Here is a 24,535-nt window from a genome sequence, read left to right as displayed (position 1 = left end):
TTCCCTCCGTTTCCAAAAACAGGTTGAATATAGTATGACCAAGCGGCGTTTTCTCATTCCTCTTTTAATTCATCAATCGTCATTTGGCGGCCGTCCAGCTTCTCGAACAGCAGTTGCGTATGTTCGTCAAGCTCGTCCTCCATGTTGACCTGCTTCGGTTCAGGCAAATCCTTAATGGATGGCAGGCCGAAATAGTCCAGAAACGCTTTTGTTGTACCGTATAGGATGGGGCGGCCAATCGCTTCTGCCCGGCCAACCTCCTCAATCAGATCCTTGGATACAAGCGATTGAATCGCCCTGTCGCTTTTGACTCCACGGATCTCTTCAACGTCAATTCTTGTAATCGGCTGACGGTAGGCAACAATCGACAACGTTTCAAGCGCAGCCTGCGATAGCTGGGCCCGTGTTGGCGTATAGGCCATACGTTCAAAATAAGGCGCATGCTCCGGATGCGTCGTCATCCGAAAGGAACCGGCAACTTCGGAAATTTGAACGCCTCTTGCCTCGCGCTCCAAATCCCGTTGAAGATCATGCACAAGCTCAACGGCAAATTCCATGTTCAACTCCAGAATATCGCCTAGTTGGCGCTTGTTCAAACCTTCATCCCCGGCCATAAAAAGCAAGCCCTCAATAATTTTCTTCAAATGCTGATAATCCATCTTGCCCGGTTTCTCCTCTCCAGTGAATCACGATATCATCAAACAGCCCATGCTGATGGCACCGGATATGCTTCATCTTCATAAGCTCCAATATCGCAAGAAAGGTAACGACGATTTCATGCCTGTCCATATTTTCACGGATCAGCTTGGAAAATCGAACCGTCTCATATTGCTTCAGAAGCTCCACAATATCATGAATGCGATCTTTGACGGAAATTTCGTCACGGTGCACGGTCGCTACAAAATTCCGTCTTGCCGCTTTTCGCAGCGCCTTCTGGAAAGCATTCACCAGATCGGATAGATGCAGCCCTTCCACCGGATTAACCGGAACTTCCTTCAAAAACGGAGTCATATCTTCAGGCTCGCGGGAAAACAGCAGGCTTCTGTCATGCTCCCTATCGCGCAGCTGCTCCGCGATCGCCTTGAATTTGCGATATTCCACCAGCCTCTGAATCAGTTCATCCCGCATGTCCATGCCATCGTCGTACCAATCTTCCGGCTCATCATCAAAAACGGGAGGTTTGGGCAGCAGCTGCTTGCTTTTGATCGCCAGCAGCGTTGCCGCCATAACCAGAAATTCACTGGTAACCTCCAGCTCCAGCTCCTTCATGGCATTCAGATAGTCCATGTACTGAACCGTAATTTCGCTGATGGAAATATCGTGGATATCGATTTCCGCTTTATCGATCAGATGGAGAAGCAGGTCAAGCGGACCTTCAAACGTTTCAAGCCTGTAAAGCACTGACAAAATGAAGCCCTCCCGCCGTCTGGCAAATCAAGGCGTTAGCCCTGAAGCTGCTTGCTCAAATTCGCCATTTCGATAGCGCTGGCAGCCGCTTCATATCCTTTATTGCCGGCTTTTGTGCCCGCACGCTCAATTGCCTGCTCGATGGAATCCACCGTCAGAACGCCAAATATCGTCGGAATGCCGGTTTTTAGCGCAATTGCAGCTACGCCTTTGGCCGCCTCGCTGCACACATAGTCAAAATGCGGCGTAGAGCCGCGGATTACCGCGCCAAGTGTAATAACAGCGTCATATTTGCCGCTTTCCGCCATTTTTTGGGCAATCAGCGGAATTTCAAAAGCGCCTGGCACCCATGCCACTTCAACATCATCGTCCTCCGCTCCATGCCGCTTGAACGCGTCCAATGCTCCGCTAAGCAGCTTGCCGGAGATGAATTCATTAAATCTGCCCACAACTACGCCATATTTCAATCCCTGGGATACTAAATGTCCTTCATAATATTTTGCCATGTCTGCTACTTCCTCTCCAGTTATATTAGTGCTGCGGCGTTGTTGCCGCTTTTTCGCCCTGCTGTGCTTGCTCCAGTTCATCCAACTCCAGCAAATGCCCCATCTTGGCAGCCTTGGTGCGCAAATAGCCACGGTTGCTGTCATTGGCCGGCATCTGGATTGGCACGCGGTCAACCACTTCGATGCCGTACCCTTCAAGCCCTTTGATTTTGCGCGGATTGTTGGTCATAAGCTGCATTTGAGTAATGCCAAGATCCCTCAGGATTTGTGCGCCTATCCCGTATTCCCGCAAATCGGGAGCAAAGCCTAGTTTAATATTCGCCTCAACCGTGTCCAATCCCTGCTCCTGAAGCGCATATGCCTTTAATTTGTTGATCAGCCCGATGCCGCGTCCTTCCTGGCGCATATAAAGCAGAACGCCGGCGCCGGCTTCATTGATCTGGTTCATCGCAGCGGCAAGCTGCGGTCCGCAGTCGCACCGATGAGAATGGAATACATCCCCCGTCAGGCATTCCGAATGGACGCGCACCAGCACGGGCTGGTCAGGCTTGATTTCGCCTTTAACAAATGCGACATGCTCCTTGTCGTCCACTTTGTTTTTGTACGCAACGGCGCGGAACTCGCCGAAGTCGGTCGGCATGGTCACATCCACGACCCGTTCCACAAGCTGCTCCTTTTCATTGCGGTACCGGATCAGCTCTTCAATCGTAATCATTTTGAGGCCATGCTTGTTTTTGAATGTTACAAGATCGGGAAGACGGGCCATAGAACCATCCTCTTTAATAATTTCGCAGATGGTTGCCGCCGGGCTTGCTCCACAGAGAAGGGCTAGATCAATTGCCGCTTCCGTATGGCCGGCACGGCGCAACACGCCGCCTTCCTTGGCGATCAGCGGAAAGATATGCCCGGGACGGCGGAAATCCTCCGCACGCGCCGCTGGATCGATTAAAGCCTTGATGCTGACCGAACGCTCGTATGCCGAAATACCCGTGCTTGTGGAAATATGGTCAACGGATACGGTAAAAGCCGTACCGTGGTAATCCGTATTTTTTTTCACCATTGGCGGCAAATCCAGTTCCTCGGCCCGCTCCGCCGTAATGGGAGCGCAGACCAGGCCTCGCGCTTCGGAAATCATAAAGTTGATGACCTCGGGCGTCGACTTATCGGCGAGAGCAACCAGATCTCCTTCATTTTCCCGATCTTCATCATCCACTACAATGATGGGGCGTCCCGCCAACAAATCTTTCACCGCGTCTTCAATTGTGTCAAACGACGCTTGTTTTCCTTCCTCCATACGATCCCCTCCCAATGTCCCTCTTACAAAAATCCGTGTTCCGCCAAATAACCGGTTGTCAACTTGGAGGCGCTGCGCCGGCCGTTTTGCTCCGGCTGGTTGAAATGAAGCAGGTGATTCACATATTTGCCGATAATATCGCATTCGATGTTAACCGTCTCGCCAGGCTGACGCTGCTGCAGAGCCGTCTCCGCCAATGTGTGCGGGATAATCGAAATACAAAACTCGCCTTCCGATACATCCACCACCGTCAAGCTTATGCCGTCAATCGTGATGGAGCCTTTCGGAATGATGTAACGAAGGCTTGAGTTGTCATGAAGAGATATTTTAAAAACAACCGCATTGGCATCCCTATGCCTGGAAACAACAACGCCAGTCCCGTCCACGTGCCCCTGCACGATGTGGCCGCCAAATCGGTCGCCTGCTTTCATCGCCCGCTCCAGGTTAACTCCGTTGCCTGGCTTTAAACTGTGCAGTGTGGATTTACGGTACGTTTCAGGCATAACATCCGCAGCAAAAGAATGTTTATCGAAGGACGTCACGGTCAGGCACACGCCGTTTACCGCAATGCTGTCACCCAGCTTAACCCCGTCGGTGACCACGCTTGCCCCGATCAATAGCTGCATGGCTTCACCTTGCCGGGTGACGCCTTTCATAACCCCAACTTCCTCTATCAATCCGGTAAAAATACGTCTCTCCCCCTCTCTCCTCCAATGCGCCAACTATCCAGCGCTTTGAACGCCATATGCCCAACAACGCAAAAAGCCCCTCCAGGCAGCTTGCCGAGGGGATTCAAAGATCATGAGAACAACGACAAATAGACGATTAACCTGCCTTTTGGCAAAGGGTTACAGTCTATTTTTTGCGCAGGACAAAAACTTCTTGCGAAGTCGTCCAAAAAACCCAAATTCCCTCAAATGTGAATTAAAGCACAAATGGAAATGTGTTGGGATTTTGTTTTACGCAATGCCGAAGCTTCTCCTTCTCCCATCCAGACTATACTGTCGGTCCCGGATTTGCACCAGGTCCACCGCATTGAATAGTTTCATTCAATCCGGGTCACGGACTGACGGAGAGCGCCGGACATACGGTTACCCGTTCTGCCCGGCCCTTCCGATCACCGCCGGTTGGGACTTTCACCCGACCCCGAAGGAAAGCTATTGATTATATGGTTAGCATCTTACCACTATTCGCCGGAAACTTCAACCTTCTCCATTTTGTCTCCGTTTTTGAGCGCATCCACAAACTCCATGCCTTTCGTCACTTTGCCGAAGACAGTGTGGCCTCCGTCAAGATGCGGCTGCGGCTGGTAGCAGATATAGAATTGGCTGCCGCCAGTGTTGCGTCCGGCATGAGCCATTGCAAGCGTTCCGCGCTCGTGCTTGTTAGGATTGATTTCGCAATTGATTTGGTAGCCGGGGCCGCCTGTGCCGTTGCCGGTTGGACAACCGCCTTGTGCAACAAAACCAGGAATAACGCGATGGAAAGACAAACCGTCGTAAAAACCGCTGTTTGCCAGCTTTTCAAAGTTTGCGACCGTATTTGGAGCATCCTGATCAAACAGATCCAGGTGTACCTCGCCGCCGCTTGCCAATTTGATTTTTGCTTGTTTTGCCATTTTAAACATCTACCTTTCTATACCGAATAAAGATACGTTACCAATTTTATCTTTATTTCGCAAGTGCGGACTTTTGCAAGCGGGCTGGAATTACGTCGTTTACGACGATATCCTGCAGCGATTCGCGCTTCACAACAAGGTCGGCCTGTCCGTCCTTCACGAATACGACCGCAGGGCGGCGAATCCGGTTATAGTTGCTTGCCATGGCGTAATTGTAGGCGCCGGTACAGAATACGGCCAGCAAATCTCCGCTTTCCGATTTCGGCAGATCCAGATCCCAAATCAGCATATCGCCGCTTTCGCAGCATTTGCCGGCGACGGAAACCGTTTCTTCGGATGCCTCGTTGGCGCGGTTTGCCAGAATCGCCTCATAGCGCGATTGATACAACGCCGGACGCGGATTATCCGTCATGCCGCCGTCGACAGCAACGTATTTGCGAACGCCTGGGATATCTTTGCTTGTCCCAATCGTGTACAGCGTAGTGCCCGCATCGCCAACCATGCTGCGGCCCGGCTCTACCCAAATTTCAGGAAGCGGGAAGTTTGCCTGGCTGAATTTATTTTTGATCGCATCCGTAATAGCTGCTACATATTCGCCCAGCGGAAGAGGCGTGTCGCCTTCCACATAGCGGATGCCGAAGCCGCCGCCCAGGTTGATTACCTTAAAGGTCAGATCGAATTCTTCGCGGATGGATACGGCAAAGTCTGCGACTTTGTCAACGGCCATGCGGAAACCTTCAACCTCGAAAATTTGGGAGCCGATATGGGAGTGTACGCCGAGAATTTCCAGGTTAGGAAGCTCAAGCGCCTGTCCGATTGCGGCTTTGGCCGAACCATTGCCAAGATCGAAGCCAAACTTGGAATCTTGCTGGCCTGTGGAAATATAGTCATGCGTATGAGCCTCAACGCCCGGCGTGATGCGGAACAGGATATTGACCTTTTTGCCTTTTTCGCCTGCAAGAGCGTTGAGCAGAGCCAGCTCGTGGAAGTTGTCCACCACGAAGCAGCCGATGTTGGCGTCAAGCGCCATATTGATTTCGTCCGGCGTTTTGTTGTTGCCGTGGAAGTGGATGCGCTGTACCGGGAAACCGGCTTGCAGCGCCGTATGCAGCTCGCCGTCGGACACAACGTCCAGCGACAGCCCTTCCTGCTCGGCGATAGCGCACATTGCCATAACGCTAAACGCTTTGCTGGCGTATGCGACCTGGAATTTGAGACCGGAAGCTTTAAACGCTTCCACATATTCTCTAGCGCGCTGGCGAACGAGATCCTCGTCCACGATATATAACGGTGTGCCGAACTGTTGCGCCAGATCCGTAACGTCGCAACCGCCTATTTCAAGATGGCCTTTGTCATTGATTTTGCTTGTTCCATGCAGGTACATTGGTTACCCTCAGCTTTCTTCCGTTCCTTATAGAGGATGTTTAAAAAACCCGCATTCCATTACGCAGCATGTCTAACGACATGTTCAGCATCGAAAATGGAATTCAGCCGAACTCTCCGTTCCTCACGCAGCTATCACTACGCTCCGGTCCTCGATTTCTAGCTTCATCCCATCTTCTTGGTACTGAAAACCGGGCTTTTTGAACTCACAATTAAAGATAAACGGATATGATTTGCATCTTATAGCATCAGTATAACGCAATCCTTCCCCGCCCGAAATGGATAAATCCGCATTTCATTTGTATTTTTGGTATTGCCCCCAATCGGACCGGTGTACCCCCCCCATCCTTACTCGCCTTCCGGCAGCTTTTCCGACTGCTGCGGACGCAAAATATTAGGCCTTGTCCGGTTATGCAAAACCGGTTTGCGGATAATGATGCTCCATAAAGCTTTGGCGTCAAACGGAATAATCGGCCACATATAGGGACGGTTCATGGAGCGCTCCATCACCAGCATAATAAAAATGAGCGTGCAAACGACCATAAAACCCGGCGCTTCAAACGCCGCCACGGCGACCAGCAGAACCAGCCGCACGATCCGGTTCGCCAAACCGAGCTCATAGCTGGGCGTTGCGAACATGCCGATTGCCGCTACAGCCATATACAGGATAACCTCGTTGACGAAGATTCCGGTTTGCACAGCAATATCGCCAATCAGAATAGCAGCAACCAGCGATACTGCCGTCGCCAACGATGATGGGGTATGCACAGAAGCCATCCGCATCAGGTCAACCCCGATTTCCGCCAGAAGAAACTGTACAAACAGCGGAATTTTGCCTGTTTTGTTGGGACCGATAAATTCCAGCATGGGTGGTTTGTATTCCGGATGCATAACGAAAAGCAGCCACAAGGGCAGCAGGAAAAGCGAGGCCAAAACACCAATAAAACGGACCCAGCGCAAATAAGTCCCGATAAGCGGCGTCTGGCGGTTTTCCTCCGCATGCTGCATCAGATCGGTATAGGTCGTGGGCAGCGTCATCACGCTGGGCGAGGTGTCCACAAAAATGGCGACTGCGCCTTCCAGCAAATGCGCTGATACCGTATCGGGACGTTCGGAATAACGAACCAGGGGAAATGGACTCCAGCCCCGATTGATTGTCGCCTCCTCCAGCTGCTTGTCCGCAAGCGGCAATCCATCGACCTTGACCATGCCGATTTTGTCCTTGATGGATTTTAGCAGTTGCTTATCAACAATATCGTCGATGTAGGCGATACAGACATCGCTTTTGGTTCGTTCGCCGATCTGAATCAGCTCATACCTCAGCCCGGGATCGCGCAGGCGTCTGCGGACCAAAGAAACGTTAACCATCAACGTTTCGATGAAGCCGTCACGGCTTCCCCGCACCACTTTCTCCAGCGAAGGCTCCTCCAGCCCGCGCGCCGGAAAATTTTTGGCGTCGATCCGCAAGGCGGTGTCCTCTCCATCGATAAACAGCGCCGTTCCCCCGGCCAATACGCTGTTGATCAGCATCGTCCAGTCGCTTTCCCGCTCCACTTGCGCCGCGGGCACATAATGATCCAGAAACATATGAAGCGCATCGCTGTTCAAGTCGTCGGGATGAAGATAAGTCAGCCGTTTGAGCACCTCTGTAAGCAGCTCGTCTTTAACCAAACCGTTCATGCAAAAAAGCGCCGTTTTCCGCTCCCCAAACGTCATCTCGCGCACAACGATGTCAAAGCTCGTTTTAAAGCCCACTTCGACCTCCAGCCGTTTGAGCACCTCGTCCAGAGAAGACGGGATCGGCCTTGCCTGTTTTGCCGCATCTTCCCCCTTGTCTGCTGCTCCTCCCTTTGAAGAGGCCTCCCTCTCCCCCTGTTGACCAGCTCTACGGGCGCCTGCCTCATCGTCCCTTCTTGCTGCGTTATCATCGGGCGATTCCGAACGATCAATCATGTCACGTTTGCTTTCATCCTCTTGTCCCCTGTATGAACCCCCTCTCTCCTCCATCTGTTGTTGTTCAGGCATGCCGGGCTTCCAGCCGGATTTCCCGCCGCGTCCCGCTTCTTGCTCCCTATCCTGTTCCATATCTGTCATCACCTATCGCCTCCGGGGAATGATCGTTGCGTCACCATTGAAAAATCAGCCAATCAAACAGCGAACCAAGCGTTTTGCCCAATACCATGGACATCACAAGCGCAAACATATAACGGGACAGCCCCATCCGTTTGGCCAAAATCGGCAGCACGTTAATGACTTCTGTCAGCGCCGCTGCCAACATGCCGATAAAAATGCCGTCAAGCAGTCCAGTCAAGCTCACCAGGGGAACAAAATCAAGCGGTAGCCGCCAATCCAAAAAATCGGCGAAGGTCCAGTACAGCGAACCCGCAATAATTGCGGTTTCGAACCAGACCGATTTGCGAAAAGCCCGCGCCAGTTGGGCAAGCCGGGGAATCAAATCGAACACGATCAGCAAGGCCACCATCCCGCTGCCTACGGCCAGTCCGCCGGCAAGTCCAAGCAGCGCCAGAAACAAATTGATCGCCAGCTCAGCCATGTCCGTTGTTTCCATTTGGCTCAAGGTCGGCCTGCTTGCGCATTTCATCCGCGATGACATAATCGTTCATATTTTCCTGATAAAGATATAGCTCAACTTCCAGCGGATTGGGTTCTTCATTAAATTTTTTCTTGAACAAATGATTAAAAAACAACACCATGCCAAGCCCTACGCCAAGCGAATATGGAATTTGGAACCAGAGCGGATGCTCCGTGCGCCGGCCCGTAATCAGCTCCACGATGCGGATATGCACTTCCTTCATGCTGACGTCGGTGTGGAAGTTCATGATCGCCAGACCCGCCCCGAAAAACAGCAGCAGCCAGGCAAAGACCAGCACAAGATAACGGGGCTTAACCGGCTTGTCGGCCACCATAACCAGCACTTGGGGATCGCCATAGGCTTCAACCGTCAAATTGGGGATTTCCTTGCGCAAGGCTCTCACAATCTGAAGCAAATCGATCACGACGCGATTGCCGTCCGCCTGACGGTGGCGATACAGCGGGAACCGCTTCAGCTTTTGCTCCAGCGCATCCTCGTCCGTCAGGAGCCTCGCGGCCTGGCCCAGCAATACCTCGTGGCCGGTTTTAATGTATATTCGTCGTTTGAGCCGCAGGTAGAGAACGGGATGGCTGATTGCGTCCATCTTGCATCTTCCCTTCCGCTAATCATTTTCCACGAGAGGTTGTTCAAAAAGCCCGCCTTCCATTACTCACTGAGCTACCACTAAGCTCCGCTCCTCGATTTCTAGCTTCATCCCATCTTCTCGGTACTGAAAAGCGGCCTTTTGAACACGTTCTTATATAAAGCTTTGAACTCGCATTGTTAGTATGGAACGCGGAGGATAAGGATACTCAACCAATTTCATGAAAAAAAGGATCAAACCGCTATAACGCGATTTGATCCCGAATGGACTGCAATATTTTTTTCTCCAGCCTGGACACCTGCACCTGGGAGATGCCAAGCCTGCTGGCGACCTCAGACTGCGTCTTGTCGCGGTAATACCGCAAATAAACGATAAGCCGCTCCCGTTCGCTTAACCCCCCGATCGCTTCCGTCAGAGCCAGCTTGTCGAACCAGCGCTCCTGCGAATCATCCGCAATCTGGTCCATCAGCGTGATGGGGTCGCCGTCGTTTTCAAAGACGGTTTCGTGAATCGAAGCAGGCGGTTTGTTGGCTTCTTGGGCAAATACTACGTCCTCCGGAGAAATGCCAAGCCGTTCGGCCACCTCCGAAATGGTGGGCAATCTTCCCAGCGTTTTGGACAACTCATCCCGCATCTTGCGGACTTTCCCTGCCGTTTCCTTCAACGAACGGCTTACTTTCAACGTACCGTCGTCGCGAAGAAAACGCTGGATTTCCCCGATAATCATAGGCACCGCATAGGTAGAAAACTTGACATCATAGGACAAATCAAATTTATCGACGGACTTCAGCAATCCGATGCACCCGATCTGGAAAAGGTCCTCCGGCTCGTACCCCCGGTTAATAAAACGTTGGACCACCGACCATACAAGCCTTATATTGCAGCTTACCAGGGTATCCCTGGCGACCGTATCGCCCGATTGGCTGAGCGCGATCAGCCGCTTGACTTCCGCGTCGTCCAAATAAGGCTGGGCTGACTGCTTCAAATGAACATCCATGAGGCTCAACCCCTATACTCTAGTTATAGAGCGCTTTTTTTGATTCAATACGCTTCAGCATGGATATGGTGGTTCCTCCGCCAAGCGTGCTGTTTACCTCGAAACGGTCCATGAAGTTTTCCATAATGGTAAACCCCATGCCCGAACGCTCCAGCTCCGGCTTGGACGTATACAAGGGCTGCAGCGCCAGCTCGACATCCTCGATGCCTTGCCCTTCATCCGAAATAATAATGGCCACCGTATCGCGTTCAATGCTGGCTTCGACCTTGACCAGCTTTGCCGGATCGTTGTCATAGCCATGGATGATGGCGTTGGTTACCGCTTCGGAAACAGCGGTTTTGAGATCGTTCAGCTCTTCCAGCGTGGGATCAAGCTGAGATACGAATGCAGCAACGGCAATTCTCGCAAACGCTTCGTTCTCCGAACGCGCGCTGAATGAAAGGGTCATTGTGTTGCTTCCGTTCATGACACCACCTCCAAACTGGTGATTGCGCTTCTTTCATTGTCATGGATGTCCACGATCTTAAACAAACCGGATAGCTCGAAAAGCCGGTAAACGCCTGGATTGACATCGCAAACGGCCATTCTTCCGCCCTTTGCCCTGATCTGCTTGTAGCGCCCCAGAATGACGCCAAGACCCGAGCTGTCCATGAATTGCAAGTCTTTGAGACTCAGAATGACATGGCGAACCCCATCGCGAAGAAGCTCATCCTCCATTTTGAATCTGACCCGATCCGCCGTGTGGTGATCCAATTCGCCTTGCAGCCGCACAATCAATACGTTGCGGCGATGCTCCAAATCAATTTGCAGACTCATATGCACCCTTCATCTCCTTTAGCCTCTTCTCTTTCCGCCGGTATGAGAGAAGGGATTCTTCGCCGCCGCTGGATATTCCTGCATGGCGACAAAACTAGAAGCAGACCGCTACAAGCTGACAAATCCGTTTCCCGCCTTAGCCCGAAATGCGACAAAAAACGCCGCAAATGCCGAAGCCCGCGCCGTCAGCCGGCGCGGGTCATTGAAGCTTTAGTGGAAAAGACTGTGCGAGGAGCGCTGGAACATTTGCCACCAGCCCGCCTTGCCAACGCTTTGCGGCGCCGTCAATTGGAACTCCTTCAGCGTTTGCCCGCCTTGGTAGACGACAAGTTTGCCAATCGGCTGGCCTTGCTTCACCGGCGCTTTTACGCTCTCCTCCAATTTAAGCTCGTAGCGGATATCGTTTGTTGGCGTCCCTTTTTTGAGCAATACGCTGTAAGAACGGTCCGCCGTAAGCGGCAAGCTGGATTCCTTGCCCTTCTGGATGGTCAATGCGCCAATCTCTTCACCCTGCTCCACGATGGGATAGTTCATGTATTGGGCAAAAGCGAAATCGAACATCTGAGATACTTCCGAATTGCGCTGTTTGGTTGTTGGCTCGCCCATAACAACAGCGACGACGCGAAGCCCGTCCCGCAGCGCGGTGGCCGACAGACAATATTTCGCTTCGCTCGTATATCCCGTTTTCAAGCCGTCTGCTCCGCTGTAGAAGCGAACCAGCTTGTTCGTGTTGACCAGCCAAAACGGCTTCTCGGACGTTTTCCGCAAATAATCCTGATAGAGGCCGGTATATTTCGTGATTTCCTGATGCTTGAGCAGCTCCCGCGACATAATGGCAATATCATGCGCCGAGGAATAGTGGCCTTCGACCGGCAAGCCGTTGGGATTGACAAAACGGGTGTCGTTCATCCCAAGCTCGCGGGCGCGCTCGTTCATGCGGGCGACAAATTGACCCTCCGTTCCCGCCAGCTTCTCCGCCATTGCGACGGACGCATCGTTGCCGGACGCAAGCGCGATGCCCTTGATCATGTCCTCCACCGTCATTTCTTCGCCTTGCTCCAGAAAAATTTGCGAGCCGCCCATGGATGCGGCGTATTCGCTGGTGGAAACCTTGTCGCTGAGCTTGATCGTGCCGTCGTCGAGCGATTCCATAATAAGCAGCATCGTCATAATTTTGGTGATGCTTGCAGGCGGAAGCTTGGCGTGGCTGTTTTTTTCAAAAATAACGGTTCCCGTATCGGCGTCCATCAAAATCGCCGAATTTGCGCTTGGCGCAAGGTCGGGAATTGCCGCGGCGTTTCCGGCATTTCCTGCGGCGTTCCCGCCCTGGGCCGGTGCTTTCTCTTCAGCTCCTGCCGCTGATGGCAGAAGCAAACTACATGCCACCAGCATAGCGGTTACTATTTTTACAGTCTTTTTCAAAGCGCAGTCCCTCCTGAAAGAAAAGCGGTTATATTTTCCTATTCAGTGTTGACCTCTGCGCCGTAAATTATTCCATCGATTTCCTATTGTCTGCAACTTGCCAATCTGCACCTTTTATTTAGACGACATCGACTTGATCCACTTTTGAAATGGCAAGCCAGGCAATGCCCAGGCCAATCGCCGCTAATGTTAAAGGAACCGCCAGCACAGAGCTTAATGTAAAATCGCCGCTGTTGCTGTTAACAATCGCGCCGATAATCGTAGCCGACACGATGGTGGCTGGCACCGATTTTTTCATCATACCGAAAAATAAGGAAATTAAGCTCATGCAGGCAGCGGCGGCTCCATGCAGTATCGTTTGGATAGCATGTTCGGCAAGCTGGCTGCTTGTCAGAGCTTCCGGAATATTGCCGACCTGTCGATCCAAAATTACGAAAAGACCGGTAATTAGAGCTGTACTGATCACAATCGCGCAAAAGGTCCACAGCACAACCAGCAGCAGCTTGGCGCTGAGCAGCTTTTTTCGGCTGACGGGGTACATAAACAGCACCGAAATCGTTTTGTTTCTGTATTCACTAATAACGAAACGGCTAATTAAGGTCCCTCCGTATACAATAAAAGCCATTCGTACGAATGTGCCAATCATGGCGAAGAGCTGCTCGAAGTTTTGAAACTCCGGCATTTCCCCCATTGCCTCCGCAAAATAAGGCAGGAGCGACAATCCCGCTATAGCGGCAGTTACAATCAGAAAGCCTAGCGAAAACGGTTTGAATTTCATTTTTTGCATTTCCAGCCTCATCAAACTAAGCATGTCTTTTCTCTCCTTCCAGCAATCCCACAAAATAATCCTCAAGCGAATTGGCTTTCACCGTAATGGATTCCAGAGGAACATCATGCAGAATCAACTTTTTGGAAAGCTCGCTGGTCGTCATGCCGGTATCATAAATGCGCACTTCGGACTCGCCGCTTACTTTGAAATTGGAGATGGACAGCTCGTGCTCCAGAACAAACGCCGCTTTTTTCGCATCGGCCGTGATCAATTCGGTATAGTTGGCATTGGTATTCCTTACGCTGCTCATAGAGACCTCTTTTACAAGCTGCCCCTTGTCCAGCACCCCGATTGTGTCCGCGATTTGCTCCATTTCGCCCAAAATATGACTGGATATTAAGAGAGTCATTCCGTATTCCTTGCTGAGCGAGTCGAGAAGAGTCCGCATTTCACGTATGCCTACGGGGTCCAGGCCATTGATCGGCTCGTCCAGCAGCAGCAGCTCCGGTCTTGTCACGATCGCTCTGGCGATCCCGAGACGCTGCTTCATGCCCAGCGAAAACTGCTTGACCGGCTTGCCTGTGACGCCTTTCAAGCTGACCCTCTCCAACGCTTCGGGGACAGCATTTTTGCGAAAATATCCCATGTATCGGCAGTGGAGCTCCAGATTTTCGACGGCAGTCAGTTTATCGTAAAAAATAGGATATTCGATGATGCTCCCCATTCGTTTCAGCGTTTCATAGGAATTCGGCTGCAGCGGCTCTCCGAACAACTGTATTTCACCATCGGTCGGTTTGACCAGATTGGTCAACATACGCATAACCGTTGTTTTCCCCGCTCCGTTGGGGCCAAGAAATCCGTAGATTTCACCCTTTTTGACATGCATGCTGACATTGGACACGACCTCTTGGTCCTTATACGCCTTGGTCAGTCTTGTTGTTTGAATGATGTAGCTCATTGCTTTACCTCCCTGGACAATGAATGTCTTTTGCTCTTGATTTCTATCATACCGGGAAGCCTTATCTTTTTCGTTACGCGTATCTTACTTATTTCTTAAGCGTTGAATGCCCTGGTCCGGCTGCCTTCGGAAGGCGCAGGGCAAAAACCGTTTCCACGTAAGGATTGCTGCGTAACTCAATATCTCCGCCCATCTGTTCCGCCAAACGTTTGGCTATGCTCAAGCCCAGGCCGCTGCCATGGTACTGCTTGTTTCTGGAATCCTCCAACGTATAAAGACGTTCGAACACATGGCCTACGTGCTCCTCCGCTATCCCCTTGCCCCTATCCAGAACCTCGCAATACACCCACTCATGATCGGAGTAAAGCTTAAGTCCAAGCATCCGGCCTTCATTTCCGTATTTGACCGCATTGGAAATCAGATTGTTCAGGATGCGATCAAGCGCTTCCGCATTGGCAAAAGCGTAAACCGGCTGCTCCGGCAGTGAAACATCCACCTGAATCTGCTGCGACTCCAGCAACTCGTAAAAAGCCAGCAAATTGGCCGAACACGCTTCATTCATATGTATCCGTGCAAGCTCCAGCTTGCGGTCGCCGGCTTCAAGCAGGGCCAAATCAAAAAATCGGTTCATTAGCGAGATGACCTCCAGCCCTTTTCCATGCACCTTTCCCAGGAGTTCCTCACGTTTGTCCGGAGGCAGGTCAGGACGGCGATGCAGCGTTTCAAGATAACCCAAAACGACGGTCAGCGGCGTTTTTAAATCATGGGAAACATTTGCAAGCATCCTTCTCATGGCCGCTTCCGTCATTTTGAATTGCGCCGCTTCCTTGTCTTTGCCTGTCAAAAACGAGTTCATGGCAGCCAGCAATGCCTGAATGTCGGGGTCGCCCGATGGATGCAGCAATTGAACGGGGACTCCGTTCCGGTTCATTTCCTCAAGCTTGCCCGTTATGTATTTCACACCGGCACGCTGCTCGGTCATTCTGGACAGCACAAACAGGAGTACCGCCGCCAGCGCCGCCGCAGCTACCCAAAGCGCTATGATCATGAGCCCAACTCTCCCAGCCGGTAGCCGATACCCCAAAGCGTTTTAATATAGACCGGTGAAGAAGGATCATCTTCGATTTTTTCCCGCAATCGGCGAATATGGACATTAATTACATTTTCATCGCCCAAATAAGGGTCCTCCCATATGGCGCTATACAATTGACCTTTGGAAAACACCCTGCCCGGATATCGCGCAAAAAGAGCTAAAATCTGAAATTCCTTTGCTGTTAAAGGAACAACTTCCCCGTCTTTTGTTACGGTAAAATTGTTCTGATCGATCAGCAACTTGCCGATCCGCTGCACCGCTTTATCCTTTGCCGCTTCGCCCGAATAACGGGTTGCCCTGCGAATCGCCGCTTTTACTCTAGCCGTCAGCTCAATCATGGAAAACGGTTTGGCTATGTAATCATCGGCTCCGAAGCCAAGTCCAATCGCCTTGTCGACATCTCCGTTTTTGGCGGACATAATCAGGATCGGCACCGTGCTGTCTGTTCGGATAACCTGAAGCACATCCATGCCGCCGGTCCCAGGAAGCATTAAATCCAGCAATACAAGATCAATGCTTTTTTCTCGAAACAGCCTTAATGCTTCATTCCCGTCGAATGCCTGAATGATTGCAAGCCCTTCCAGCTTCAAATGCTCTGCCACCATTTCGCTGATTTCGACATCATCCTCTACCAGCAATATGGCCTGTTCCTTATTTTGCAGCTCTGTCTGCACTTTCGCCAGGGCTTTCGTCTGCGCCTTTGTATGATCCTTCATCTGTCCTTTTGGTTCTCCCATCCCGCATCCCTCTTTTGCTTTTGTCCAAATCCTTCCTGCTCCTTCCATCCTATAGGAACCCGGCAATGTCGACAACCTTTTTTGGCACAGTTTTTACCGTTTTGAACGAAGTAAGAATTAAGTAAGGAACACGTGAGAAAAAAGAGAATCCAGCTTGCTAGACTTAAATGTGTCGACAAGCAAACTACAAAGGAGAGAGTAAAAATGACTGTGAGGAAAGCTCTATTGCATCCCATCAAGAGCAAACAGCCCCATTTCACGGTGAAAAAAGCGGCAGCTAAACTGGGAATAGGAATATTGACCGTCCTGGCGGCGCTTGCGACGCCTTCAGCATACGCGGCAGAAGCAAAAGCTGTAACGCCTTCCGGTATTTCTGTTGGGCAAATTGAAGCTTATACCGACGAAGTTATGGAGAAATATGTAGGAAAGGATGTGCCAGGAGCCGCTGTATCCATCGTGATGAACGGAGAAATCGTATTGCTGAAGGGTTATGGCTTTGCCGACATCGAGAAGAAAACAGCAATAAATCCCCAAACAACGTATATGGAAGCAGGCTCTGTCTCCAAACTATTCACCTGGACGGCTGTCATGCAATTAGTGGAGCAGGGCAAGTTGGACTTGGATCAAGATATCTCCGTTTATTTGGCTGACGGCTATCTCGATCCTTCCTTAAGCAAGGAGCCGTTGACTCTAGCTCATCTGATGAGTCATACAGGCGGATTTGAGGAGTCCGTTGAGGGCATGCTTGTGGAAGATGCTAATGGGATTCTGCCACTTGAAGACTATCTCGGACCGGGCAAGCAGCCCAAACAAATCTATTCGCCGGGCACAGTCATTGCTTATTCCAATTTCGGCACCGATCTGGCCGGCCTTATTGTCGAGCGGGTTTCCGGCATGGCTTTTGAGGACTATATCAATACCTATATTTTCAAACCGCTTGGCATGGCTCATTCCTTCTTTGATCAGCGGTACGATTCTATTCCAGGCGTGATGGAAAACAAGTCGTTGGGCTACGGAAAAGAGGAAGACGATTGGGTCGCGAAGCCTGCCATCTTCATTAACGACATGCCTGCTGGCTCGTTGCAAACGACGGCCGAAGATTTGGCCTATTTTATGCTTGCTCATATGGAGCAAAATGTACCGAACTCCGCATATTCGCTTTTCAAGGATCAAGAAACATTAACAACTATGCATAGTCCGCTATATAGACATCACCCTGACATGCCAGGCAATGCTCATGGCTTCTGGGAGCGTTTTGCCGGAGAGGTACGCGTGCTGGAGCATGGCGGCAATACGGATGGCTTTACGTCTCAGCTGTCGCTCGCGCCTAAGGAAGGGATCGGAATTTCCATTTTAACCAATGCGGAAAGCGAGATGGCGGGAGCACGGTCAGGGCTGATCAAATTATTCATCGGAAGCACCTTCGCTGAGCCGCAGCAAGCAGCATCTCTTGACCATAGCAAAGATGTGGCCGGAAGGTACCGTTCAGCCCGCGCCATATCCTCTAGACCCCTCAAAGTGTTTTCGGTGCTGGCTGATGGCGATACTCTTGTAAAAGCCAACCGCGACGGAACCATTAAGCTGCTCATGCCGGAATATGATATTGCACTGGACTATGTTGAAACAGCGCCATATCTGTACCAGCGTATTGATGCAGAGGATACGCCGCTGGATCAGGCGGGACTTTCGACAAGTCGGCTTTATTTCCAAACGGACGATCAAGGAAACGTTACTCTGATGTCTTTCGGCGTTTTGTTCGATCTTCTGCCCGTTTCCTTTGCGCAAACAACGCTGTTCAGTTATATATGGGTTGGGAGTTGTTTATTGGTTTTTGCGACAGGAGCCGTCTTTGGCGCAGCAAGCTTGGTCAAATACCGGAAAAACAGGAACCGCTTAATGAATGCTCGCCTGCTGCCTTGGCACAAAGCCGTGCTGCCAGGGTCCGTTATTGGCCTGCTTACAATCGCCAATATGGTTATTGTCATCGTCAGGCTCATTGCCGCTCCCTTTCAGCCGATAGAGGCTTTACAGCCCCATGGCTGGGTCTTTGGGGCGTTGGCCATTGGTTTCGTCGTGGCCGCCGTTCTATCATTCAGGAATGGACTGGTCAAAAAGGCATCATGGAAACAATGGACAGGCATCATTTTGCTCATATTGTCCTTTTCCGGGTTAACGGCATTTTTAGTTTTTTATCAATTTTATTCCTTTATGTGAGCTCATTAAACCAAAAAAAGACCAGAAGCGTCGCTGCTTCCGCAGTTTCGCATCTGGCCTTTTTTTTACATACGCTGAACGCCTTCAGCCGTCACAATCGACAGCAGAAGCGGTCTAGGAGCAGGTACATTCGACACGATGCCATAGGCCCGACGTACACGCTCAACAACCTCGTTTACGGATTCGTCGTTTGAAGAAACATGAAGGGTTGCCAGGCTTTCGCCCGCTTTTACGGCATCCCCGACTTTTTTCCGCAGAACCACGCCTACCGCGTAGTCGATTTGGGCTTCCTTCGTTGCCCGGCCGGCGCCAAGCAGCATGGCGGCTAGTCCAAGCTGCTCCGCTTGAATGCTGCCGACGTAGCCGCTTTGATCCGCCGTCACTTCAACGGTCATAGGCGCCTGCGGCAGCAGCTCCGGTTGTTCCAGCACCGCAGGATTTCCGCCTTGGGCGCTGATCAGCTGCGCAAATTTGGCCAATGCTTCGCCATTCTCCAGCTTTTGCTTCAACGTTTGTTTGGCCTCTTCCACTTCCGTTGCTTTGCCGCCAAGCACGATCATATGGGCGCCAAGCGTCAGGCATAGATCCGTCAAATCCTCCGGACCCTTTCCCTTCAGCGTGTCTATCGCCTCCAACACCTCAAGCGCGTTGCCAATGGCATAACCCAGCGGCTGATCCATATCGCTGATGACGGCGGAGGTCACTCTGCCGACCTGCGTGCCAATCGCCACCATGGCTGCGGCAAGAGCTTCGGCGTCTTCTACCGTTTTCATAAAAGCGCCGCTGCCCGCTTTGACATCCAACACAATGGCGTCCGCGCCTGCTGCGATTTTTTTGCTCATGACGGAGCTTGCGATCAGCGGAATGGATTCCACCGTCGCCGTCACATCGCGCAAACCATAAAGCTTTTTGTCGGCTGGCGCAAGATCCCCGCTTTGCCCGATGACCGAAAGGCCATAGGTATTGACCTGGTTAATAAAGTCTTCTCTCGACAGCTCCGTCCGGAAACCCGGGATGGATTCCAGCTTGTCGATCGTGCCGCCCGTATGTCCCAGGCCGCGCCCTGACATTTTGGCCACGGGCACGCCCGCCGAAGCCGCCAGAGCAGCCAAAATAAGCGTGGTTTTGTCTCCGACGCCGCCGGTGCTGTGCTTGTCCACTTTAATGCCCGCGATAGGCGTCAAGTCCACTTGATCGCCCGATTCCGCAATAGCCATCGTTAATGCGGCTGTTTCCACGGCCGTCATGCCCCGGAAAAAAACAGCCATGGCGAATGCCGACATTTGATAGTCAGGCACTTCGCCCTTGCTGTAGCCTTTTATTAGAAAATCCAGTTCCGCGGCGGACAGCTCGCCGCCGTCCCTTTTTTTGCTTATCAGATCAACTGCCCTCATGCTGATTGCGCCTCCCTTTGCCGAGCACTGTCAGGTTTTGCGCGCAAGCTCCAGTTCTCTGCGTTCAATTTGTACGCGAAGGATGATTTTATCCAGCGACTGGCTAAGCACCAACACGTCACGATGCAGCAAACTTTGCTCCTGCAGCGCCGTCTCCACCATTTCGGTGCGCAGCTGCTCCAATTGTGCAAGTAATTTCTCCATAGCCTTGTCCACTCCATCATTCAATGATCATGGACATTATACGACGCAACAGCCACAAAATGCTGTCACTTTGGGTCGAGACTTTTCAAACAATTTTATTACATAAATCGCTACATTTTGGCGATTAGCGCTTTCACAAGACCTAGAAATTGGGACTTGACGCGCTCAGTGGTTTCAATAACCTCTTCATGGGACAGGGGTTGATCCAGAATGCCCGCAGCCATATTGGTGATGCAGGAAATGCCCACCACTTCGATGCCGGAATGGCGCGCTGCGATAACCTCAGCCACTGTCGACATTCCGACAGCATCCGCGCCAAGCGTGCGAAGCATCCTGATTTCTGCCGGCGTTTCGTACGATGGTCCCAGCAGGCCGACATAAACGCCTTCCTGAAGCGAAAAGCCTTGCTCGTTTGCAATGCCGGCGGCAACCGCACGCAGTCGCTTGCTATAGGCTTCCGACATATCCGGGAATCTGACGCCCAGTTCGTTGTCGTTTGGTCCGATCAGCGGGTTTTTGCCCGTCAGGTTGATATGGTCGGAGATCAACATCAGGTTGCCGGACGCAAAATCCAGATTAATGCCGCCAGCCGCATTGGTCACCAATAGAGAAGTTACGCCCAGCGCCTTCATGACGCGGACCGGGAAAGCCGTAAGCTCCGGACCGTATCCTTCGTACATATGGAACCGGCCTTTCATCAACACGACATTCCGGCCCGCCAGTTTGCCGATCAGCAGGTCGCCCGCATGGCCCTCAACCGTCGAAACCGGAAAATGAGGAATATCGCTGTAAGGAATAACAACCGCTTCTTCAATCAGATCGCCAAGAACGCCGAGACCGGAACCCATAATGAGGCCGATTTCAGGCTTTATTTCAATTTTTCCCGCTATGTATTGCGCCGCTTCCTTGATTTGTACCGAAGTCAATTGTTCCATCTCTTCATCTCTCCTGTTCAATTTAAGTATTGCAGGACTCAAAGCCATCTATGCTTCAAGTCCTTCGCTTGCGGAGCTGGTTTTCGCTAAGGGACTACAGCTCGTCCAAAAAGCTTTCTCCGTTTGGAGGCAGTGTTACGCCGAAATTGTCGGCAATGGTTGCTCCAAGATCCGAAAATGTGGAACGGGTATCCAGCTCGCCGGTTACGGCAAACGCCGGACTGTAGAGCAGAATCGGCACATATTCTCTTGTGTGGTCCGTGCCAGGATGCGTCGGGTCATTGCCGTGATCCGCCGTTACGATCAATAAATCCTTTTCGCCTATCAGCGACTCCAGCTGCGGAATGGCGGCGTCGAACTCCTCAAGCGCCTTGCCATAACCCAGCGGATCGCGGCGATGACCGTACAGGGAATCAAAATCCACCAGATTGGTGAACAACAATCCTTTAAACGGCTTGGCCAATTCGTCCGCCGTACGTTTGATGCCGTCGCTGTTGCTTTTAGTCGGCTGGCTGCGCGTAATGCCTTCGCCGTCAAAAATGTCATTGATTTTTCCGATGGAGATCACGTCAAAACCGCCATCCTTCAGCGCGTTCAGAACAGTCGGCTGCGGCGGCTTGACGGCATAGTCATGACGGTTTGGCGTGCGGCTGAAGCTCCCCGGTTCCCCCAGGTATGGCCTCGCGATAACCCTGCCCACCGTAAACCTCTCGTCCATCGTCAGCTCTCTGGCGATTTCGCACGCTTTGTACAGCTCATCGAGCGGAATAATGTCTTCGTGAGCGGCAATCTGAAAAACGCTGTCCGCCGACGTATAGACGATCCAAGCCCCGGTCTTCATCTGCTCCGCGCCAAGCTCGTCCAGAATTTCCGTGCCGCTGGCTGGTTTGTTGCCGATTACTTTGCGTCCTGTACGTTCTTCGAACGCATGGATCAGCTCATCCGGAAATCCTTCCGGAAATGTTTGAAACGGCGTTGTAAGCTTAAGACCCATCAATTCCCAGTGGCCAGTCATGGTGTCTTTTCCTACGGAAACCTCCGCCATTTTGCCGTAATAGGCCCCGGGCTTTTCACCCGATGGTTCCCAATGTCCGATTGGGGCAATCCGGTCAAGGCCCCAACGTCTCAAATGGGGAAGCGATAATTCCGGCATTTCCCTAAGTATGTGGCCCAGCGTGTGGCTGCCCGCATCGCCAAATTCCGGCGCATCGGGAAGTTCGCCAATGCCGACGCTATCCAATACGATAACAGCGATTCTTTCAAATTTCATTCAGGATCCCTCTTTCTGCGTGTCAGTTGTCCGGGCAGGCCGGCCGACGGAATATTTCAAAGGTATGCGTTGGCGGCTTACGCTCGAGGATGAGCGCTGGTGTACGCTTCTTTCAGCCGAACCCGGGATTGCTGCGTGTATTTCAAAGTTGAAGCGATATCCGCGTGCCCCATCAATTCCTGAACCGAGCGGATGTCGGCGCCGTTCTCCAGCAGATGGGCGGCTACGGAATGCCGCAGCGCATGAGGGGTTATCTCCTCTCCTGCGCCTGCTGCGCGAGCATATTTTTTGAGCGTTTTCCAAAAGCCCTGCCGAGTCATTCTTGTTCCCAGATGATTCAGGAACAAGGCGTCCGCATGGGCCCGCCCCTCCAGAAAATGTGCTCTCCCGTCGTCCAGATAGTGCTCCAGAGCTTCCCTGGCATGGCTTCCAAAAGGAACAATCCGCTCCCGGAAGCCGCCGCCTCCGCATTGGATAAAACCGAGGGACAGGTTGAGATCCCCCTTGTCCAGCGCCACAAGCTCGGAGACGCGAATGCCGGTGGCATAGAGCAGCTCCAGCATAGCCTTGTCCCGCTTGCCGGAAGGGCTGTCGCATACAGGGGCGTCCAAAAGCGCATTTGTCACGTCGACAGTCAAAACGAGAGGCGGTTTTTTCTCCGGCTTGGGCGATTCCATCCGCAAGGACGGGTCCTGCTCAATAATACCTTCGTCAAAAAGGTAATGAAAAAAAGCCCGCACGGACACGATGTGCCGGGTTATTGTCGCCGATTTGCGGCCTTCTTCCTTCAGCATGGCGACATATCGTCCCAAATGATGCCGTTGGACTTCTTTAACCACTCCCACGCCGCTATGCTCCAGATAGGCTGCAAACCGATTCAGATCCCGCTCATAGGAGGACAAGGAATTGGCAGACAGCTTTCGCTGCAGATGCAAATGCTGCATGTATTGCTTCAAATATGACCTCATGTGCTTCCCTCTCAACAACAAAATTCTACGCACCGTGTTCCAATTCCTGCCGCCTGCGCTGGATCTAAATACGACTTATCCGCCGTACCAATAAAACCATCTCAGTTGGTCAGCGCCGCTTCCTTCATCAGGAACGGCGGGATCGGTTACAAACACTTTCACGGCATCGCCTGCCGGTTCCCGATATGGGTGGACGGGAGCAAAAACATCCACCAGCCAGTTGTAGCCGCCGGCCGCGATAAAAAGCAGCACGACAAAAAGCCCGATAAACAACATCCGGTTCAGCCATTCGCGCAGCGAAATAACCACGTCAATTCCTCCCTTCGCCCCGCGATTGCCCGCGAGGCTGTCCGTAAACCATATGAAGGGCGGAGCCGCTTTATGACGCTCCGACATGCGCTAGCGCCATGGCGTAAATGCCTCAAGACCGGAATGCTTGTAAAACGTTGAAACGGCCTTGCTCTCCAACAAGTGGATTACGGGGCCGTTTCATTTGTGGGGTGATGTTCGTTTTTATCTCTGCACCGGCGACATACGCCTTGAAAATCAAGCCGGTGATCAACTACAAAAAATTGATAATCCTTCTCCAGCCTCTCCTCAAGCGGGAGCAGCCAATCGTCTTTAATTTCCTCCATGGATCCGCATTGCACGCAGATCAAGTGGTGGTGGTGATGCTTGCTGCTATCCGTACGCAAGTCGTAACGGGCAACGCCGTCGCCAAAATTCATCTTTTCAACGACATGCATTTCGCTAAGCAGCTCCAAGGTCCGATAAACCGTTGCCAAACCGATTTCCGGGGCTTTGTCCTTCACAAGCATAAATACGTCTTCAGCGCTGAGGTGATCCTCTTCGTTTTCCAGCAATACGGTGACGGTCGCTTCCCGTTGAGGGGTAAGCTTGTAGCCGTGCGATTGCAGCTGCTGCTTGATTTTGTCAATACGGCTCTCCATGATTTCCCCCCTGCCGTTTGCCGCGCCATTTTCAATAAACGGTCCTTCTAATTATAGGCGCTAATAGCCGGGAAAGTCAATGTTTAACATCTTAAAGCGGAAGTTCAAAAACTCCGCTTTTCATTACACAGCTTGCCTGGCGGCAGGGCCGGCGTCGAATATGGCATTCAGCCGAAATCTCCGATCCTCACGTAGCTACCACTACGCTCCGGTTCTCGATTTCTAGCTTCAAGCCATCTTCTCGGTACTGAAAAGCGAACTTTTTGAACCTGATTGTATTGCGGAAGTTCAAAAACTCCGCTTTTCATTACACAGCTTGCCTGGCGGCAGGGCCGGCGTCGAATATGGCATTCAGCCGAAATCTCCGATCCTCACGTAGCTACCACTACGCTCCGGTTCTCGA

27 protein-coding genes and 1 riboswitch are annotated in these 24,535 nt (G+C 51.8%); of the genes, 2 read left to right on the top strand and 25 right to left on the bottom strand.

The window, feature by feature from the left end; all coding sequences use genetic code 11:
• Positions 1-53 precede the first annotated feature (53 nt).
• The 13 genes from scpB to spoIIAA form a co-directional block, all read right to left on the bottom strand.
• Positions 54-659 (bottom strand): SMC-Scp complex subunit ScpB, encoded by a 606-nt coding sequence (gene scpB, locus ACX93W_RS02280; RefSeq protein WP_459390696.1) that lies wholly within the window; start codon positions 657-659, stop codon positions 54-56.
• A complete protein-coding gene (locus ACX93W_RS02275) occupies positions 628-1,407 on the bottom strand; it encodes a segregation and condensation protein A (RefSeq protein WP_459390695.1) in 780 nt (259 codons plus the stop codon). The genes scpB and ACX93W_RS02275 overlap by 32 nt, the downstream gene beginning before the upstream one ends.
• Positions 1,408-1,442: 35 nt before the next feature.
• On the bottom strand, positions 1,443-1,913 hold the full coding sequence (gene ribH / locus ACX93W_RS02270) for a 6,7-dimethyl-8-ribityllumazine synthase (protein WP_459390694.1): 471 nt from the start codon (positions 1,911-1,913) through the stop codon (positions 1,443-1,445).
• A 25-nt stretch (positions 1,914-1,938) separates the two neighbouring features.
• Positions 1,939-3,207 (bottom strand): bifunctional 3,4-dihydroxy-2-butanone-4-phosphate synthase/GTP cyclohydrolase II, encoded by a 1,269-nt coding sequence (locus ACX93W_RS02265; RefSeq protein WP_459390693.1) that lies wholly within the window; start codon positions 3,205-3,207, stop codon positions 1,939-1,941.
• 23 nt (positions 3,208-3,230) lie between these two features.
• Positions 3,231-3,896 (bottom strand): riboflavin synthase, encoded by a 666-nt coding sequence (gene ribE, locus ACX93W_RS02260; protein WP_459391989.1) that lies wholly within the window; start codon positions 3,894-3,896, stop codon positions 3,231-3,233.
• A gap of 286 nt (positions 3,897-4,182) precedes the next feature.
• Positions 4,183-4,365, bottom strand: a riboswitch (FMN riboswitch).
• A 28-nt stretch (positions 4,366-4,393) separates the two neighbouring features.
• A complete protein-coding gene (locus ACX93W_RS02255) occupies positions 4,394-4,825 on the bottom strand; it encodes a peptidylprolyl isomerase (RefSeq protein WP_459390692.1) in 432 nt (143 codons plus the stop codon).
• Between the two features lie 52 nt (positions 4,826-4,877).
• Positions 4,878-6,209 (bottom strand): diaminopimelate decarboxylase, encoded by a 1,332-nt coding sequence (lysA, locus tag ACX93W_RS02250; protein WP_459390691.1) that lies wholly within the window; start codon positions 6,207-6,209, stop codon positions 4,878-4,880.
• A gap of 347 nt (positions 6,210-6,556) precedes the next feature.
• Positions 6,557-8,302 (bottom strand): spore germination protein, encoded by a 1,746-nt coding sequence (locus tag ACX93W_RS02245; protein ID WP_459390690.1) that lies wholly within the window; start codon positions 8,300-8,302, stop codon positions 6,557-6,559.
• 31 nt (positions 8,303-8,333) lie between these two features.
• Entirely contained in the window at positions 8,334-8,777 is a 444-nt protein-coding gene (locus tag ACX93W_RS02240) for a stage V sporulation protein AB (RefSeq protein ID WP_459391988.1), read from the bottom strand.
• Entirely contained in the window at positions 8,755-9,405 is a 651-nt protein-coding gene (locus tag ACX93W_RS02235; protein WP_459390689.1) for a stage V sporulation protein AA, read from the bottom strand. Before ACX93W_RS02235 ends, ACX93W_RS02240 begins: the two co-directional genes overlap by 23 nt.
• A gap of 241 nt (positions 9,406-9,646) precedes the next feature.
• Positions 9,647-10,402, bottom strand: a complete 756-nt coding sequence (gene sigF, locus ACX93W_RS02230) for an RNA polymerase sporulation sigma factor SigF (protein ID WP_068686886.1) — start codon at positions 10,400-10,402, stop codon at positions 9,647-9,649.
• Positions 10,403-10,421: 19 nt separating this feature from the next.
• Positions 10,422-10,868 carry an anti-sigma F factor gene (spoIIAB, locus tag ACX93W_RS02225; protein ID WP_459390688.1) on the bottom strand — a complete coding sequence of 149 codons (447 nt, stop codon included), beginning with the start codon at positions 10,866-10,868 and terminating at the stop codon, positions 10,422-10,424.
• Positions 10,865-11,218 carry an anti-sigma F factor antagonist gene (gene spoIIAA / locus ACX93W_RS02220; RefSeq protein WP_459390687.1) on the bottom strand — a complete coding sequence of 118 codons (354 nt, stop codon included), beginning with the start codon at positions 11,216-11,218 and terminating at the stop codon, positions 10,865-10,867. Before spoIIAA ends, spoIIAB begins: the two co-directional genes overlap by 4 nt.
• An 82-nt stretch (positions 11,219-11,300) precedes the next feature.
• On the opposite strand from spoIIAA, the gene ACX93W_RS02215 reads away from it, so the two are divergent.
• Positions 11,301-11,432, top strand: a complete 132-nt coding sequence (locus ACX93W_RS02215; RefSeq protein ID WP_459390686.1) for a hypothetical protein — start codon at positions 11,301-11,303, stop codon at positions 11,430-11,432.
• On the opposite strand, the gene ACX93W_RS02210 is transcribed toward ACX93W_RS02215, so the two are convergent.
• From ACX93W_RS02210 to ACX93W_RS02190, 5 genes are all read right to left on the bottom strand, one after another.
• Positions 11,429-12,640, bottom strand: a complete 1,212-nt coding sequence (locus ACX93W_RS02210; RefSeq protein ID WP_459390685.1) for a D-alanyl-D-alanine carboxypeptidase family protein — start codon at positions 12,638-12,640, stop codon at positions 11,429-11,431. The genes ACX93W_RS02215 and ACX93W_RS02210 overlap by 4 nt on opposite strands.
• A 118-nt stretch (positions 12,641-12,758) precedes the next feature.
• Positions 12,759-13,451 (bottom strand): ABC transporter permease, encoded by a 693-nt coding sequence (locus ACX93W_RS02205; protein WP_459390684.1) that lies wholly within the window; start codon positions 13,449-13,451, stop codon positions 12,759-12,761.
• On the bottom strand, positions 13,444-14,367 hold the full coding sequence (locus tag ACX93W_RS02200) for an ABC transporter ATP-binding protein (protein WP_459390683.1): 924 nt from the start codon (positions 14,365-14,367) through the stop codon (positions 13,444-13,446). Before ACX93W_RS02200 ends, ACX93W_RS02205 begins: the two co-directional genes overlap by 8 nt.
• A gap of 88 nt (positions 14,368-14,455) precedes the next feature.
• A complete protein-coding gene (locus tag ACX93W_RS02195) occupies positions 14,456-15,415 on the bottom strand; it encodes a sensor histidine kinase (RefSeq protein WP_459390682.1) in 960 nt (319 codons plus the stop codon).
• Positions 15,412-16,065 (bottom strand): winged helix-turn-helix domain-containing protein, encoded by a 654-nt coding sequence (locus ACX93W_RS02190; RefSeq protein ID WP_459391987.1) that lies wholly within the window; start codon positions 16,063-16,065, stop codon positions 15,412-15,414. The genes ACX93W_RS02195 and ACX93W_RS02190 overlap by 4 nt, the downstream gene beginning before the upstream one ends.
• Before the next feature lie 336 nt (positions 16,066-16,401).
• On the opposite strand from ACX93W_RS02190, the gene ACX93W_RS02185 reads away from it, so the two are divergent.
• Positions 16,402-18,411 carry a serine hydrolase domain-containing protein gene (locus ACX93W_RS02185; protein ID WP_459390681.1) on the top strand — a complete coding sequence of 670 codons (2,010 nt, stop codon included), beginning with the start codon at positions 16,402-16,404 and terminating at the stop codon, positions 18,409-18,411.
• A 65-nt stretch (positions 18,412-18,476) separates the two neighbouring features.
• Here ACX93W_RS02185 and ACX93W_RS02180 read toward each other — a convergent pair whose 3' ends face one another.
• The 7 genes from ACX93W_RS02180 to fur form a co-directional block, all read right to left on the bottom strand.
• Positions 18,477-19,805 (bottom strand): pyrimidine-nucleoside phosphorylase, encoded by a 1,329-nt coding sequence (locus ACX93W_RS02180; protein ID WP_459390680.1) that lies wholly within the window; start codon positions 19,803-19,805, stop codon positions 18,477-18,479.
• 30 nt (positions 19,806-19,835) lie between these two features.
• Positions 19,836-20,009 carry a Spo0E family sporulation regulatory protein-aspartic acid phosphatase gene (locus ACX93W_RS02175; protein WP_459390679.1) on the bottom strand — a complete coding sequence of 58 codons (174 nt, stop codon included), beginning with the start codon at positions 20,007-20,009 and terminating at the stop codon, positions 19,836-19,838.
• A gap of 110 nt (positions 20,010-20,119) precedes the next feature.
• On the bottom strand, positions 20,120-20,944 hold the full coding sequence (locus tag ACX93W_RS02170; RefSeq protein ID WP_459390678.1) for a purine-nucleoside phosphorylase: 825 nt from the start codon (positions 20,942-20,944) through the stop codon (positions 20,120-20,122).
• Positions 20,945-21,038: 94 nt separating this feature from the next.
• Complete coding sequence (gene deoB, locus ACX93W_RS02165; protein ID WP_459390677.1) at positions 21,039-22,214, bottom strand: phosphopentomutase; 1,176 nt, start codon at positions 22,212-22,214, stop codon at positions 21,039-21,041.
• Between the two features lie 77 nt (positions 22,215-22,291).
• Complete coding sequence (xerD, locus tag ACX93W_RS02160; protein WP_459390676.1) at positions 22,292-23,182, bottom strand: site-specific tyrosine recombinase XerD; 891 nt, start codon at positions 23,180-23,182, stop codon at positions 22,292-22,294.
• 75 nt (positions 23,183-23,257) lie between these two features.
• Positions 23,258-23,578: a DUF4227 family protein gene (locus ACX93W_RS02155; protein ID WP_459390675.1), complete on the bottom strand. Its 321-nt coding sequence runs from the start codon at positions 23,576-23,578 to the stop codon at positions 23,258-23,260.
• A gap of 80 nt (positions 23,579-23,658) precedes the next feature.
• On the bottom strand, positions 23,659-24,132 hold the full coding sequence (gene fur, locus ACX93W_RS02150; protein ID WP_459390674.1) for a ferric iron uptake transcriptional regulator: 474 nt from the start codon (positions 24,130-24,132) through the stop codon (positions 23,659-23,661).
• Between the last annotated feature and the right edge of the window lie 403 nt (positions 24,133-24,535).

Source organism: Paenibacillus sp. CAU 1782, assembly GCF_054551715.1.
This window is presented reverse-complemented; position numbering and strand designations above follow the sequence as displayed.

Bases quoted from the DNA above. Each gene is read 5' to 3' on its own strand.
- scpB (WP_459390696.1), bottom strand. From the start codon at position 659: ATGGATTATCAGCATTTGAAGAAAATTATTGAGGGCTTGCTTTTTATG.
- ribH (WP_459390694.1), bottom strand. From the start codon at position 1,913: ATGGCAAAATATTATGAAGGACATTTAGTATCCCAGGGATTGAAATAT.
- ACX93W_RS02265 (WP_459390693.1), bottom strand. From the start codon at position 3,207: ATGGAGGAAGGAAAACAAGCGTCGTTTGACACAATTGAAGACGCGGTG.
- ACX93W_RS02255 (WP_459390692.1), bottom strand. From the start codon at position 4,825: ATGGCAAAACAAGCAAAAATCAAATTGGCAAGCGGCGGCGAGGTACAC.
- lysA (WP_459390691.1), bottom strand. From the start codon at position 6,209: ATGTACCTGCATGGAACAAGCAAAATCAATGACAAAGGCCATCTTGAA.
- ACX93W_RS02245 (WP_459390690.1), bottom strand. From the start codon at position 8,302: ATGACAGATATGGAACAGGATAGGGAGCAAGAAGCGGGACGCGGCGGG.
- ACX93W_RS02240 (WP_459391988.1), bottom strand. From the start codon at position 8,777: ATGGAAACAACGGACATGGCTGAGCTGGCGATCAATTTGTTTCTGGCG.
- ACX93W_RS02235 (WP_459390689.1), bottom strand. From the start codon at position 9,405: ATGGACGCAATCAGCCATCCCGTTCTCTACCTGCGGCTCAAACGACGA.
- sigF (WP_068686886.1), bottom strand. From the start codon at position 10,402: ATGGATGTTCATTTGAAGCAGTCAGCCCAGCCTTATTTGGACGACGCG.
- spoIIAB (WP_459390688.1), bottom strand. From the start codon at position 10,868: ATGAACGGAAGCAACACAATGACCCTTTCATTCAGCGCGCGTTCGGAG.
- spoIIAA (WP_459390687.1), bottom strand. From the start codon at position 11,218: ATGAGTCTGCAAATTGATTTGGAGCATCGCCGCAACGTATTGATTGTG.
- ACX93W_RS02215 (WP_459390686.1), top strand. From the start codon at position 11,301: ATGGCGACAAAACTAGAAGCAGACCGCTACAAGCTGACAAATCCGTTT.
- ACX93W_RS02205 (WP_459390684.1), bottom strand. From the start codon at position 13,451: ATGCTTAGTTTGATGAGGCTGGAAATGCAAAAAATGAAATTCAAACCG.
- ACX93W_RS02200 (WP_459390683.1), bottom strand. From the start codon at position 14,367: ATGAGCTACATCATTCAAACAACAAGACTGACCAAGGCGTATAAGGAC.
- ACX93W_RS02195 (WP_459390682.1), bottom strand. From the start codon at position 15,415: ATGATCATAGCGCTTTGGGTAGCTGCGGCGGCGCTGGCGGCGGTACTC.
- ACX93W_RS02190 (WP_459391987.1), bottom strand. From the start codon at position 16,065: ATGGTGGCAGAGCATTTGAAGCTGGAAGGGCTTGCAATCATTCAGGCA.
- ACX93W_RS02185 (WP_459390681.1), top strand. From the start codon at position 16,402: ATGACTGTGAGGAAAGCTCTATTGCATCCCATCAAGAGCAAACAGCCC.
- ACX93W_RS02180 (WP_459390680.1), bottom strand. From the start codon at position 19,805: ATGAGGGCAGTTGATCTGATAAGCAAAAAAAGGGACGGCGGCGAGCTG.
- ACX93W_RS02175 (WP_459390679.1), bottom strand. From the start codon at position 20,009: ATGGAGAAATTACTTGCACAATTGGAGCAGCTGCGCACCGAAATGGTG.
- ACX93W_RS02170 (WP_459390678.1), bottom strand. From the start codon at position 20,944: ATGGAACAATTGACTTCGGTACAAATCAAGGAAGCGGCGCAATACATA.
- deoB (WP_459390677.1), bottom strand. From the start codon at position 22,214: ATGAAATTTGAAAGAATCGCTGTTATCGTATTGGATAGCGTCGGCATT.
- xerD (WP_459390676.1), bottom strand. From the start codon at position 23,182: ATGAGGTCATATTTGAAGCAATACATGCAGCATTTGCATCTGCAGCGA.
- ACX93W_RS02155 (WP_459390675.1), bottom strand. From the start codon at position 23,578: ATGTCGGAGCGTCATAAAGCGGCTCCGCCCTTCATATGGTTTACGGAC.
- fur (WP_459390674.1), bottom strand. From the start codon at position 24,132: ATGGAGAGCCGTATTGACAAAATCAAGCAGCAGCTGCAATCGCACGGC.